The following is a 13,994-nucleotide window of genomic DNA, read 5'->3' on the forward strand; positions in this document are numbered from 1 at the left end:
CTCATTAAAGAGTTACGATATTTAGGGTATCTCACTTAAGAGTTACCATTTTTATTTATATGTGATTTTTTGATTTTAATTCGTGTCCGCGGAAGCAACCACATTCGTGATTGCTATTTTCCTTGGACAGCAAGCTCATTTTCGAGAGCTATTTTACTGCATATCTCATTAAAGAGTTACGATATTTAGGGTATCTCACTTAAGAGTTACCATTTTTATTTATATGTGATTTTTTGATTTTGATTCGTGTCCGCGGAAGCAACCACATTCGTGATTGCTATTTTCCTTGGACAGCAAGCTCATTTCCGAGAGCTATTTTACTGCATATCTCATTTAAGAGTTACCATTTTATTTATATGTGATTTTTTGATTTTGATTCGTGTCCGCGGAAGCAATCACATTTGTGATTGCTATTTTCCTTGGACAGCAAGCTCATTTTCGAGAGCTATTTTATTGCATATCTCATTAAAGAGTTACGATGTTTAGGGTATCTCATTCAAGAGTTACCTAATTTATCAAGTGTTTTTAGGTTCTTTCGAAGCTTATTTTATATTGTTCATGCTTGTCTATAAAAACTCTTAAAGTTTCCGAAAAGGGAGATAATATAGTTTTTCCTTTATAAGTTAACTGTAATCGGACTTTGATGTAAAAATGAGCTTGTGAACGACTCTTTTTTCTATATAAAGTATTCTGATTTCCGTTTTTCATTCCCATAGCTAATAATCTACTAGATGTAGTAGAAATATCATCTTTAAAGAAATGTTCTAAACCAAAATCTAAAGTAGATTTTCTGCTAGTGATTGGAATAACAGTATTTCTTCTTCCTGAATCTTCATAATGATAGAATCTTGCCTTTTTGGTAAATAAAAAAGGTTTGTTAGTCTTCTTATCGTAATAAGTTATTTTCTTTTTAGATTTATATCTATATAGTAATATTTTAGGTTCGTAATCTAAAATATTATCAGATCCATTAATTAACTCACAATCTAATAGGTTTACGTTTCCTGTATATGTTCTTGTTGGAGTATTACTATAACTTTTAGTATAGCTTTTTGATTTATCCCCCCAAGAGAAATTAAATTCAGGAAAAATATTCTGACTATCTGAAGAGTCAATTTCTATTGAATTATTGCCTGGATTAATAGTTGCTCCTTTAAAAATAACTTGATCTCCTTCTTTTGAAGCTGAAATAGTATTTACACCATCTGTTATAGTACTAAAGCTATTTAAATTAAGATTAGCAAGTTTCTCTTTTTCTTTATCAGTATAATCATTACTAGATAATTGTTTTCCTACAATTTTATCAACCTTATTAACTAATTTAGCTTCTACTTCATTAATCTTATTCTTAACAGGAGTGAACTCTGTTGTATCTAGTTTATCTTCTAAATTAGTTTCAATTTGGCTGACCTTATCTTTTGTAGGAGTAAACTCGCTAACATTGAGTTTGTCATCTAAATTCGATTTAATTTCATTTACTTGATCTTTAACAGGAGTAAATTCTGTAATATTCAATTTGTCATCGAAATTACTTTCAAGCTCTTGAACTTTATCTTCAAGTAATGTGAAATCACCACGATCTACTTTCTCTTCTAGATTACCTTCAATTTTTTCAACCTCAGTAGATAAGTTTTCATTGTCGACCTTGTTATTGATATCTTCTTTAATTTGATCTAATTCATTCTGAAGATCAGTGCTATCAACTTTATCAGCCAAAGATGTATTGATACTATCAAGTTCATCTTGTAAATTCTCAATACTACTGATAGGATAGGAGGTAGGAATTTCAGGTTGATCTATACTAATAATGTTTTTATCTATATCAATAGTAACTCCATCAAAAACAAGTTCATCTGCTTGACCGTTTGCTATAATTCTATTTTCACCATCGGTTACTGTAGAAAAAGTACTTATATTGAAATTCGCTAATTTTTCTTTTTCTTCTGTGGTGAAGTTTTCATCTGAAAGTTGTTTTCCTTCTACAATATCAATCTTGTTTTCTAAATCTTGATTGATTTTACTTAATGATTCTTCAAGTTCTTCTATATAACTAATTGGTTGTGAGTCTGGAGCTACATAATTTTCTAAGTTTGCTAACTTTTCTTTTTCTTCAAAAGAAAAATTCTCATCTGAAAGTTGTTTTCCATCTACAGTATCAACTTTACTTTCAATAGCTGCTTGTAAACCTTTTACATCTGTAATTTCATGAAATTCAGGATGTACATAGTTTTCTAATTCTACTAATTTCTGTTTTAATTCTAAAGTGAAATTTTCGTCAGATAACTGTTTACCAGTTTCTTTAGTTACTTTAGAGTTTAAAGTTTCAACTAAGCCATCAATAAAATTCTGAGGCATTGTATTTGGCAAAACAAATTTTTCTATTGAAGTGGTGTTTCCGTCAGAAAAAGTGAAAGAAACATCTCCATTAGTCAAAATTTCATAGCTTGTTATAATATTTCCATCATCTTTATGATGAAAACTATCGATAAGGTTTTCAAACTGATTCTCTGTAGGTGTATCTCCAGTTTGAAACCAACTTTTTAATATATCTAAACTTGTCTTCATTTTCTTTTATAGGGTCTTAAAATCTAGAACGTCGCTGGAGGAGCGGTTTCTGAGACTACAGGTACATCTTTCTTTATGTTCATAGTGAAATATTCTATTCTTAGGGTAAGTGATCCTTTTAAAGTGTCAATTACCTTATTAGGTTCACCAATAAGATTAATACCTTGAGTGAAATCTGGTTTATATTCTTTTAAATTTGTGTATCGGATGTATATATTGTTGTTTTCTACGTATGGAGCGTTTACAGTATATTCACCAAGATTAGCTAATTGAATATTGTGGAAAGTATCCAAATAAGGTTTGTCTTGAGTTAAATCTGTAAAACCTAATTTTAAAAAATATCCATATTCTGTAAAAGGATCAGTATATCCAGATATCGTTATTTTGGTAGGGATAATGATACTGTTCGCTACAGAATTTTCAATAAGAGGCAGCGTTACTATTTCTTTATCATCTGTGGTGTTGAAAAATTCTAGGTTGATTTCTTCTTCGTATACAGAGTTGTGACCTTCTATAATAACAACATTCTTTTCAGTATCTATTTTCGCACCTTTTAATACTAATTCATCAGCTTGACCGTTTGCTATAATTCTATTTTCTCCGTCTGAAATACTAGAGAAAGTAGTAATATTGAAATTCGCTAACTTTTCTTTTTCTTCAGTTGTAAAGTTTTCATCAGAAAGTTGTTTTCCTTCTATTAAATCAACTTTGTTTTCTATGTCTTGGTTGATTTTTGTTATGGTTTCTTCAAGTTCTTCGATATAACTAATCGGTTTCGAATCTGGAGCAACATAATTCTCTAAACCAGCAAGCTTTTCTTTTTCTTCAGTAGAAAAGTTTTCATCAGAAAGTTGTTTTCCAACAATACGATCTACTTTATTTTCAATAGCTTCTTGTAAACCTTCAACCTCTGTAATTTGATGGAATTCAGGATGAATGTAATTCTGTAGTTCAGTAAGTTTTTGTTTTAATTCTAAACTAAAGTTTTCATCAGATAACTGTTTTCCTGTTTCTTTATTAACTTTTGAATTTAACGTTTCTACTAAACCATCAATAAAGTTTTGAGGCATAGTATTCGGTAACACAAACTTTTCTATTAAAGCTTTATTTCCATCGGAAAAAGTGAAAGAAACATTTCCGTTATCTTGTATTTGATACTGAGTAATAATATTTCCATCATCTTTATGATGAAAACTATCAATTAAGTTTTCAAATTGATTTTCTGTTGGTTTATCGCCAGTTTGAAACCAGGTTTTTAATATATCGATACTTGTTTTCATTTTTTTTTAGTTTAAAAAAATTAATAAACCATCACTACTGATGCTTGTGTCCATATTCTAAATGGAGAGTTTGTAAAGTTTAATAGCAATTTGTTATTATCTATTTTATTAGGTGTTTCTGATAACGGATAATCAAAATATGTTCTTGGGTATGTTTCTGTTTTTGAGTATGCTGTTTGTAATGGTTTAGCACAATCGATTTCAATATTTTGGGTTATAAATCGAACTCCATTAGCATTGTGAGTTACTATATCCGTTGTTAAAACAATATCATTTAAGTAAACTAATTTAGATGGTTCAAAATTTATAACAGATATGTTGAATAGCGGATAAGCGAAATTCAAATTTCTAATTAGACCAAGTTCAACAGAGAAATTGAAACTCTTTTGAGTTATTTCAACATTATCTGGAATATAACATCTTAGAGTTGAGTTTAATTTAATAGTATTGAAATCTCTAAGTAATTCATATGCGATAAAAGATTGATCTAGTAGGTCAATTTTTCCTGCTTGAAGTTCCTCAGGATCATAGAAAACAGATTTCGAGTCTTTGTATATTTTAATACTTTGATTTCCTAATTCTGCCAATTTCTGTTTTTCAGCGGTTGTGAAATCATTTGTAGAAAGCTGTTTTCCTGTTACTTTATCTACTTTGTTGCTTAAATCAGATTTAATTTCTACCAATTTATCATCAACTTGACTTTCGTCTAACTTGTTGTCTATTTCAAGTTTGATTTGATCGAGTTCGTCATGAAATTCAGTTCCGCTTATTCTTTCACTGATCTGATTTTCTAGATTTTGAACAATTGGTTCTAAACCACCTTCATCTATTTTTGTGTCTAGATCATTATTAATAGTTGTTAATTCAGCTTGTAAATCTTCATTACTTACTTTCTCATCAATAGATTGTGTAATACTGGTTAATTCCTCTTCAAGATTTTCTATACTGCTAATAGGGAATGAAGTAGGGATTTCTGGTTGATCTATAACTACTATATTTTTATCAACATCAATAGTAGCTCCATCAAAAACTAATTGATCTGCCTGTCCGTTAGCACTAATTATATTTGTTCCGTCTGAAACTGTTGCAAATGTGCTAATGTTGAAGTTTGCTAACTTCTCTTTTTCTTCACTAGTGAAGTTTTCATCAGATAATTGTTTACCCTCAACAATATCAATTTTGTTATTTAAGTCTTGATTGATTTTTGTTAGAGATTCTTCAAGTTCTTCTATATAGCTAATTGGTTGTGATTCTGGAGCAACATAGTTTTTTAAATCAGATAACTTTTCTTTTTCTTCAGTCGAAAAGTTTTCGTCAGATAATTGTTTTCCTTCAATAATGTCAACCTTGTTTTCTATAGCTTCTTGTAATCCTTCTACTTCAGTTATTTTATGAAATTCTGGATGAACATAGTTTTCTAAATTCTCTAGTTTTTGTTTTAATTCTAAAGAGAAGTTTTCATCAGATAATTGTTTTCCAGTTACTTTATTTACTTTAGAATTTAAAGTCTCTACCAATCCATCAATAAAATTTTGAGGCATGGTATTCGGTAATACAAATTTTTCAATTAAAGCAGTTTTCCCGTCAGATAAAGTGAAGGATACATCACCGTTATCAAAAATTTGATAGCTAGTTATAATGTTTCCTTCATCTTTGTGATGAAAGCTATCAATTAAGTTTTCAAATTGATTTTCTGTAGGTTTATCTCCAGTTTGAAACCAAGTTTTTAAAATATCTATACTAGTCTTCATTTGTTGTTCTTATTTGGTAGTGTTTTTATCTTGCTTTTGCAGAAGGAAATCCATCTGAAATAGAAATATCTACATCATCAAGGTTAATAGCATTAATTGCGTTTTTCTCCACTCTAAAGCTTGAGCCAATAATCCAGTATCCAATTCCTTGAAGGCCTTGAGTAATTCCTTCATCGCTTTTAGTTAATCCAGAAGCAGGAGAAAGATTTTGTTGGTTGTAATAATTTTTTATTGTTGTATCTACGACAACATCATCTGGGATAGTTAAAACACTTCCTACAGTTAAATTATCAGTAGTTGATAGTCCGTTTTCTTGAGCAATAGCTAAAGCATTTGTAGCTATACCTGTAGTTTGAATAGCAATATCGAATAAAGACTGGTTATTGCTAACTGTTACTGTATTTATCATAATTCTGTTGAGTTAGATAAAATAGTTACCCTGGCCAAGTAGTTTTAGCTGGTAATATTTTTGTTATATTTTGTTTGACTAGACGTGGTGTTAAGGAGGTGTAGTTGAGGTTAAACTAATCCTTTCTTAATATAGTATCGAATAGAAAAGTGTTTTAAAAACTGATATTTGATAAAATTTAAAAACCAAGTACTTGGGTTACTAGCAGTGTTCCATTTATGAAATTCTTCGTTTGAAAACTGTAAAGCTTCGTAAATATTTCCAAAATATTCTATTTCACTAATTTGTTCAGTCCATAATCTGTCGTAAATTAATGTTGCAATAGAAATTTTTTGAGTTGACAAAGAAAGCTTTTTAATCCATTTAGGTGTATTAGATGATTGTATTACATGACCTTCTGGTATAGAAAGCTTTCTTCCGTCTGAGAGTGTTACTTCTATGGTTTTTGTTATTATAAAATCATTTTTAATAGCATGTAATTTTGATGCCGGAATGAACGATGGAAGTTCGAGGTAATTTAATTTCATTTTTAATTTTTTTGGTTGATTCTCAATATAGCTTTGAAAAATAATTTTCGAATTTTAAATAATTGCTAATACTGTGCTTTTTAACGATTGATTACCTTAAACTTTTGTTAATTCTGTAATTATTGTGTTATTTTATGATCGTTTTTATAACTTTCGAACTCATCTTTTAAGTCTCGATACTTACTTTTCCATAAATCTAAGTTGGTTCTTAATTGTTTTATTTCTGTTTCTAATTCGTTGAATTTTTCGTCATATCTCTTTTTCAAATCATCCAATGCTTCTTGATATAAATCCACTACTTGTTGTTGGTTTTGGGTTTCTTCTTTAATAAGCTCTTGTCTTCTTTTTTTTCTTTCTGTCCAAGCTGTTAATATTCCACCAGCTCCGAATAGATATCCTATGATGACATCTATATGATTTACTAAAAACTCTTTCATTTTATGTTATCGTTAAGCTTAATGGTGCACCTTGATTACCAACTCCAATTATGGTCATTGTTTTTACATACGTATCTATGGCATTGGCTAAGTCTGCCGCAACTTGCTCATAGTTATTTTCGGTATTGTTAGATGGAGCTAAAATACTTTTGATTTGAGCTTCCAAAGCAACTTTGTTTAATGGCATAATTAAGGTTTTAAAATTTTATCTAATTCTGTATTCAAGGTATCGGTAACAGCAGTTTTAATTTGTGTTATCGCAGCAACATTTGGAGTAACTCCAATAGAAACAACAATTTTGTTTACTTCATCACAAAGACTTCCTATTTGATTTTGAATTTCATTGATAATATCTTTTAGTCTAACATCACCTTTTTCAAAGATGTATCCATCTTTATCGATATGAAAATGTGTGTCTTCTATAGTTCCTTCAATACTTTCAACTTCACTTATGGCGCTAACGAAAAGTGTATTGTCGTCGTCTCCAATTCTGCTAACTAAAACAGAGGTTTCTTCTTTAGGAAACTGTACAACTTTGTTAGTATCATCTATAACGCTAGTTAATCGCACATCATCAAAATCAAAACCATCAGTATCTATAATTTCAATAGTTTTCTTTTCTTTATCTACTTTAGTTACAGTAGCTATAAAAGTTTGAGGTTCTTTATGAGTTAAATGCCTAAAAGCATTTTGTAAATCTTTATCTTTTCCCATGTGCTTTAGTTTTAAATTATAGCTCCTAATTCTACTTTTCTTCTAGCTCCACTTTGCCCGAAGTGAGTGGTTACTTTTGGAACAAAATAAGTTCCGTTTCTTGAAGGATATTTTTCATCGATAATTTCAACTTTCATACCTCTAGTTGTATGAGGAACTAAGAATCCGGTTAAGTTTCCTCTATAACCACTATATTTAATGTTCTCTAATTCAGATTCTCCAATTTCTTTAAGTTTTTCTTCATCAGAAATGTTGTAATAATGTAATGTTCGTTGTTCTCCTTCTTCTTTATCACCTACAATAACTTCTACTTTAGTGTTGTCTTTTTTTACTCCAATGACCTTAACGTATAGATTAACATCTTCTTCTTTGGTGTATTTTAAGTTGTGTTTTACTACATTGGTTTGTAAATTGTATGTAGAAGATTCGTTAATATTTGTTGTTAATCTTAGTCCGCCATAAAGCTCATCTTTATCGTTAATAAAAACTCTTAAATTATAATCATCTACAATTTTCTTTAAAGCTTGAGCTCCATTTTTATCTTTTAATGGAAGATTGTCAAAGTTTATATCTGCTATATTGCTAGCTAACTTTACAGGAGTTGCATTTTCTGGTAATTTTTTATTAGTCTCAGAAATGATATGAGTTAAAACCTCCTTTAATGTTGTTTCTTTAAAGTTTTTATTGATTCGAGTTTTTCTAACATGATATAAAACATCTTCACATTCTATAGTTACCATGTGGTTTCTTGGTTCGATATGAGTTACATAACCTGTAAATTCTTTCTTTTCAAAAACATCTTTATAAGAAAGGGTGATTTCTACTGGCATACCAGCTTTTAATTCTTCTTCAAGCTGTTTTCTTTCTTCTCCGTTAGTGTTAGATAAAAAGACTGCGCTTGCTGGCATTTTAATCATAGCAGTATCTGAAAGTAAATCTACAGATTTCACAATCTTAATATCGTTAACACGCTTAAAAGTATATTCTCCTATATTTATTGTACAGTCTAAAACAAACATCTTTTTTTAATTTGATAATAGTTTTCCTCTATTATTTAGTTCTACATAAAAATCATCATCACTAATAGCATTAATGGTATAGCGTTGCGAGTAAGGCTGACCTTGCATTTTGTCAAAATTATAGCTGGTTATAATTATTTTATTAATTCCGAATAATTCAGCTAAATCATTTTCAAAATCCATAGCTTGTTGTTTTTGACATAAAGAAATGATCTTTTCTACTTGATTTGTAGGATATTCCTTTTTTCCAGGTTCAATACAAACACCTTCTATTTTAATTTTGAAATCACTTGAATTCACGATTTCTTTAACAGATCCTTTTTGTTCTCCACCAATGATATTAGTTTTTACAATCTGTTTTTGTGCACTAAAGGTTAATAAAGGTTCATTTGGTAATCTTTCTCCATCGATAAATACATCCATAAAATAAGGTCTACCCATGTGGTTTTTTAAAGATGAAAAACGACCTATTTTATTTCTGTTTGCTAAAGCTTCTTTATTCAAATAGAATGGAGGAACAGTATTATATCCGTGAGATGCTGCGGTTAATGTTTTTAAGTTAAATGTGTTTGCCATAATTATTAAATTTGAATTTCGTAAGTAGAATTAAGTACTCTTAAAAGGGCTTCTTTAACCTTATCTTCCATTTCATCTACACCTTCTACAAATTGCTCTGTAGTAATATTCATCTGTTCGATTAGTTTATCGAAATGAACATTAATATTTGTTTGTTTTTTACCGCCATCGGTAATGTTACCAATACCTTGTTGTGTTCCAGAAGGAATTGTAGATAAAGAAGGAGTTTCATTTCCTGTTTTATCAGCAGAGAAAGAGAAGTTATTTTTAACTTTACTTATATCTCTTTGTAAGCCTTTTCCATCAAAAGATAAACTTTGAACTTTTTTAAGTCCTTCACCAAAAGTTTTAGCATTGTTTAAAAAATCTAATTGATATTGTTTAACTCTTTGATCTCTATTTTTCTTGAGTTCCTCAATTTGAACTTGGGCTTTTGTTTCAATTTTTTGAGTTAAGGTTTCTCTGGCTTCAGAAAATTTTCCTTGCCATGCTAGTTTTATTGCTTGTCCAATATTTTTTACAAACTGAACAGCACGTTGACCGAAACTAACTATATTTAAAAATGCAAGTTTGAAACCGTAACCTATAGAGTCAATTAAGAACCAAAAATCACTTTTTATTTGTTGCCATATTGCAGACAGCATATCTCCAAGACCTTGCCACGCTGTTCCCCAACCTTTAGTGTACTTAATTAATATGGCTATAGCAGCTACAACAGCAACAATACCAATAATTAACCAGGTTAAAGGACTTAAGTACATGATTGCATTCCATAAAGCCCATACTGTAGCTATCATACCAATAACAGGAGCGATAGGTTTTAGTGTTTCGAATACAATTGAAAGTCCTAAGCTTATATATGATAAAACTACTCCAAGTCCTTCCAGGATAAACTTAATCCATTCGAATAAATATCCTCCTTCTTGAAGAGGGAACATAGCATTGATAAAGTTGTTAAGTCTTTCTGCTAAGTAGGTTAAACTCCCAATAATAGGTTCTAAGTTTGATTTGAATTTTTTAAATAAGTTAATAGCTAAAGGAACATATAAAAGTATTTTGATTAAAGGGTTTAGTTGAGCCAAGAATTTTATTTTATTTAAAGTTGCACCAATACCTCTAAAAAACTTTCTTAACCTAACAGAAACTAATGCGATTCTAGTAGCTAAAACAGAAAAAAAGTTCATTGTTACTCTTATACCATTAGATAGTTTTCTTACGAGTATAACACTAGTTCTAAAGAAACGATTTGCAATGTTTAAAATATTGCTAACTACACCGAAAACTTTTCTGAATTTACCTCCCGTAACACTTAACAAAGTAAAAACCTTAAATAAATTTCTAGATTTTCTTGCAAGACCTATTAAAGTGGTAGCGAACTTTCTTAAAACTTGAACAGTTTTTAAGTTTGATATATTTGTTAGTTTTCTTAATACAGAAAAGGTTTTAATTATAGGGTTAAAAGCTTTGTTTGCATTAGCACTCAATAGTATAAAGAATCTGGTGAATAATCTTAATTTACCGATAAAATCATTTATTGGTTTAATTCCAAAATATATTCCTATTCCTTGTTTTATATATCCTTTTAGTAAATCAAGGATACTTTTTACTTTATTAAATCCATTTTTAACTTTACTTACAAAGCTTTTTACTTTAAAAATGGCTCCCTGAATTCCAGATTTAACCTTGTCTATAGCTCCTTTAATTTTAAAGAAGGTAGTTTTAACTTTATCAAGTTTATTTGATATGTTTTCTTTTAATTTATCCTTTAATTGAATAAATTTATCATAAACACTGGTTAACACTTTTTTTAGTTTTTCATATGCTTTTTCAAGCTTTTCAGTGCCTTTTCTTAAAGTTTCCGAATCAATAGATACACTATCGATAACTTTATTAAGTTTTTCTAAAATTTCAAGGAGTTTTTCCATCTTTACATTTGATTTGATTTGGCTTCTTTTTGCCTAATATCTTCTAGTTGCTTAAACTTTTCTGCCCATTGCTGATCACTCAGGGTAGAAGGATCTATGTTTAAATGATATTGCATAAGAGTATCAACATAGGTGATCCAGTTTTTTTGAGGGTCCCCTTGGGCACCCTCTAGCACTTTTTTAGCTCAGCCTCTTTTATTTCGATTAGTTTGTCAATTTGTCCTGCAGCGGCGAAGAATAAACCATCATTAGTTTTAATGTCATCATCTCCACCTAACCAACAGTTTTCTAGTATTACTTCTGCAAAACCTAAAGGATTGGTTTGTGCGTTAGTCATAGCATATGAAAGTGTTTTACGGTCTGGTTTTTTTAAATATCCTTTTTTACCATCTACGGCTACTTCGAATACTTCTCCGTGTTGTTGCTTCCAGCTGTTGATTTGTTCTTTATTAATTTTCATAATATTAAATGTTTATAGTTTTTAAGTATTTGTGTTTTTGAATCTTGTTTTGGTAAAAGTGTTTGTTGAAGAAAGGAGCAGGGATTCTAATAAAGGACATATCATTAGCCCTGCTCCTGAAGAATGAAACAAATACACTAGCTAAAAAACTAATCTTTTGTTCACAAACACTAATTACCGAGTGTTGGTGTTTATGCAGCTAATCTGCGTAAATACATGATTGGTAAAGTGATTTCCATGAATTTATCACCTTGTTTTAATTCTCTGTTATCTTCAGTGAATTCTACTCCTTTTAACATATATGTTGCAATTTTATCTGGAGCAGAGTTTCTTACGAAAGAAACAGTGATATCGAATGGAGGTAAATCTGTTAAATCTTCCTCTGGAGCTAATAATAATTGTAAAGCTTCCACTTCGCTTTGTAATAATGTTAATTCTCCTTCTGGAGTTTTGTTACCATATTGTATAGCGTGAGGATCTTCACCTCTTGCCATTAAATATTCTTTTTCTCTTTTTACAGAAAATTTTACTCCACGAACACGAGTAAGAACTCTTCCTAACATTACAATTTGTACATCTGCCCAACGATATTCAGGGCTTTTACTATCAAAAGTCATTTTTTAAATTTTATTAATAAGTTAAACGTTAGTTTTAGGGGGTTACGATAAGCTAGTAGTAAAGCCTAATTCAACAGTAATATATTTAGCATATCCTACTGGTAAAATATCTAATGATACTCTTACTTCGTTAGTTGCTAATACATCTTGAGCTGGATCGATGAAAGTTCTTACAGCAGAAATTTCACCATTTTGAGCCATAGTTAAGTTGATCGCATTGTCAACTAAACCTTCCCAACTCTTAATTAAAGCAGGAGCAATTTTACCGTTAGCTTCTAATGGAATTTCATCTAAGATTTCGTTAACAAATACTCCGTAAGCAACACGTCTTGCTTTGTAAATTGTACGAACTCTTGTGATGTTATTTAAATCATCGCTAGCAACAGTACAAGTAGGAGCATCATTGAAGAAATATCCAGAACGACCTACGAAAGATCTTAAAAAGATGTATCCTTTGTTGTGGATATTATCCCATGCGTTTTCTAATTCTTCAATAGCTTGTTCGTTAGTAAAGAAACCTTCAGTTGCAGGTAATGATCCAGATTTTACACGACCTGGGTTTCTCATTACAGGATCTTTAGCTAATCTACCTAATAATAATCCTACAGCTGCGTTTTTACTTCCGTCAGTGTTAGATAAAAGGATAGAAACGAATTCTTGATCTGAAGTAGAGTAATCTTTTAAGTCGGCAACAGTTCCATTAAAGTCTTTTCCGTCAATAATAACAGAAGCTTCTTTGTATTTGTCAGCATAACCTTCGATTAAAGCTTGAGCTTTTACTACAGCATTATCAACGTCAGCATCTACACCATTTGCAATAGTTGCAGAACCATCAGATTCTCTAGAAACTGCAATTAAGCGAACAGCTCCTTTAGCATCATCTAATAATTTTTTAGCATAGTCTTCGTCTGAAGAAACCATGTCTTCCATTGAAACAGTATCAGCAACTAACATTAACCAAAGCTCAGCTCCATTACCAGCTTCTTCGTAGAATTGTTGTACTTGTTTGTAAGCATAAGGGTTTGCAGTTGATGTGATACCAGCTGCTTCAGCTTCGTCTAAGCTAAATACTTGAAATGATTCTCCAACTTGAGCGCCTCCAGAAACAGAAGTTCCTGTTAAAATCATAGCAGATACGCCATCTTCGGTTTGAGCTACTTGCCCTAAACCATCATTGTTTACATTAATTTTTACTTTAGGTAATCCATTCATTTTTTATAGGATTTTTGGTTTAACAAATTTCACAATCGTTCCTCCTAGGAAAAGGATTAGTACAATTCCACCAATCCAAATCAGGGGTTTCAACAGTTCAGGTATATATTTTTGTGGAATCACAATAGTTTCCTGTTTTTGTTGATTAATTTCTTTATAGTGTTTTATGATTTCTTTCTGTAATTCTAAAAGTTCTTTTAGTTCATCAGCAATACATTCAGCTTCAATAGTGTTTCCCACTCTTTTAATGCTCAACTTGGTGTAGTTTGAGCGTTTTACAATAGCTTCTTCAGTAAGTTTATTGATGGTCTCTCTAAGTTTTACAGTGTCGGCTTTCCTAGCAATCACAATGGTGTCTATTGTGTGAGATTCTTTATAAATTGAATCCTTTATTTTAACAGTGTTTTGTGTTGCTGGTAGCTTTTTAAAACTTCGACAAGAGTTGATTAAAAGAGAGAGAACTATTAAACAGCTTAAGAGTTTAATTTTTCTCTTCATTTTT

The 13,994-nt window shown here is 30.4% G+C and carries 15 protein-coding genes; all 15 read right to left on the minus strand.

Going from position 1 to position 13,994, the window contains the following annotated elements; all coding sequences use genetic code 11:
- Nucleotides 1–525: 525 nt before the first annotated feature.
- Complete coding sequence (locus Q1A46_RS19215) at nt 526–2,565, minus strand: hypothetical protein (protein WP_299682951.1); 2,040 nt, start codon at nt 2,563–2,565, stop codon at nt 526–528.
- 23 nt (nt 2,566–2,588) lie between these two features.
- Nucleotides 2,589–3,845 (minus strand): hypothetical protein, encoded by a 1,257-nt coding sequence (locus tag Q1A46_RS19220; protein ID WP_299682953.1) that lies wholly within the window; start codon nt 3,843–3,845, stop codon nt 2,589–2,591.
- A gap of 20 nt (nt 3,846–3,865) precedes the next feature.
- A complete protein-coding gene (locus Q1A46_RS19225; protein ID WP_299682955.1) occupies nt 3,866–5,596 on the minus strand; it encodes a hypothetical protein in 1,731 nt (576 codons plus the stop codon).
- Between the two features lie 25 nt (nt 5,597–5,621).
- Nucleotides 5,622–6,005, minus strand: a complete 384-nt coding sequence (locus Q1A46_RS19230) for a LysM peptidoglycan-binding domain-containing protein (RefSeq protein WP_299682957.1) — start codon at nt 6,003–6,005, stop codon at nt 5,622–5,624.
- A 110-nt stretch (nt 6,006–6,115) separates the two neighbouring features.
- A complete protein-coding gene (locus Q1A46_RS19235) occupies nt 6,116–6,532 on the minus strand; it encodes a hypothetical protein (protein WP_299682959.1) in 417 nt (138 codons plus the stop codon).
- Nucleotides 6,533–6,651: 119 nt separating this feature from the next.
- Nucleotides 6,652–6,969 (minus strand): hypothetical protein, encoded by a 318-nt coding sequence (locus tag Q1A46_RS19240; RefSeq protein ID WP_299682961.1) that lies wholly within the window; start codon nt 6,967–6,969, stop codon nt 6,652–6,654.
- Nucleotide 6,970: 1 nt separating this feature from the next.
- The gene (locus Q1A46_RS19245) at nt 6,971–7,156 is read right to left on the minus strand and encodes a hypothetical protein (RefSeq protein WP_299682963.1); all 186 of its coding nucleotides are present in this window, start codon (nt 7,154–7,156) and stop codon (nt 6,971–6,973) included.
- A gap of 2 nt (nt 7,157–7,158) precedes the next feature.
- Nucleotides 7,159–7,683, minus strand: coding sequence for a hypothetical protein (locus Q1A46_RS19250; RefSeq protein ID WP_299682965.1), 525 nt, complete (start codon nt 7,681–7,683; stop codon nt 7,159–7,161).
- Nucleotides 7,684–7,694: 11 nt separating this feature from the next.
- Nucleotides 7,695–8,702 (minus strand): late control protein, encoded by a 1,008-nt coding sequence (locus Q1A46_RS19255; protein ID WP_299682967.1) that lies wholly within the window; start codon nt 8,700–8,702, stop codon nt 7,695–7,697.
- A gap of 6 nt (nt 8,703–8,708) precedes the next feature.
- Nucleotides 8,709–9,278, minus strand: coding sequence for a DUF6046 domain-containing protein (locus tag Q1A46_RS19260; protein ID WP_299682969.1), 570 nt, complete (start codon nt 9,276–9,278; stop codon nt 8,709–8,711).
- A 5-nt stretch (nt 9,279–9,283) separates the two neighbouring features.
- Nucleotides 9,284–11,203, minus strand: coding sequence for a hypothetical protein (locus tag Q1A46_RS19265; RefSeq protein ID WP_299682971.1), 1,920 nt, complete (start codon nt 11,201–11,203; stop codon nt 9,284–9,286).
- Between the two features lie 169 nt (nt 11,204–11,372).
- On the minus strand, nt 11,373–11,663 hold the full coding sequence (locus Q1A46_RS19270; RefSeq protein ID WP_299682973.1) for a hypothetical protein: 291 nt from the start codon (nt 11,661–11,663) through the stop codon (nt 11,373–11,375).
- Nucleotides 11,664–11,854: 191 nt separating this feature from the next.
- On the minus strand, nt 11,855–12,280 hold the full coding sequence (locus Q1A46_RS19275; protein WP_299682975.1) for a hypothetical protein: 426 nt from the start codon (nt 12,278–12,280) through the stop codon (nt 11,855–11,857).
- 42 nt (nt 12,281–12,322) lie between these two features.
- Nucleotides 12,323–13,492, minus strand: coding sequence for a DUF2586 family protein (locus Q1A46_RS19280; RefSeq protein WP_299682977.1), 1,170 nt, complete (start codon nt 13,490–13,492; stop codon nt 12,323–12,325).
- A 3-nt stretch (nt 13,493–13,495) separates the two neighbouring features.
- Complete coding sequence (locus tag Q1A46_RS19285) at nt 13,496–13,990, minus strand: hypothetical protein (RefSeq protein WP_299682980.1); 495 nt, start codon at nt 13,988–13,990, stop codon at nt 13,496–13,498.
- Between the last annotated feature and the right edge of the window lie 4 nt (nt 13,991–13,994).

The sequence above is a fragment of the uncultured Tenacibaculum sp. genome, assembly GCF_947502995.1.
In the GTDB taxonomy this organism is placed as follows: domain Bacteria; phylum Bacteroidota; class Bacteroidia; order Flavobacteriales; family Flavobacteriaceae; genus Polaribacter.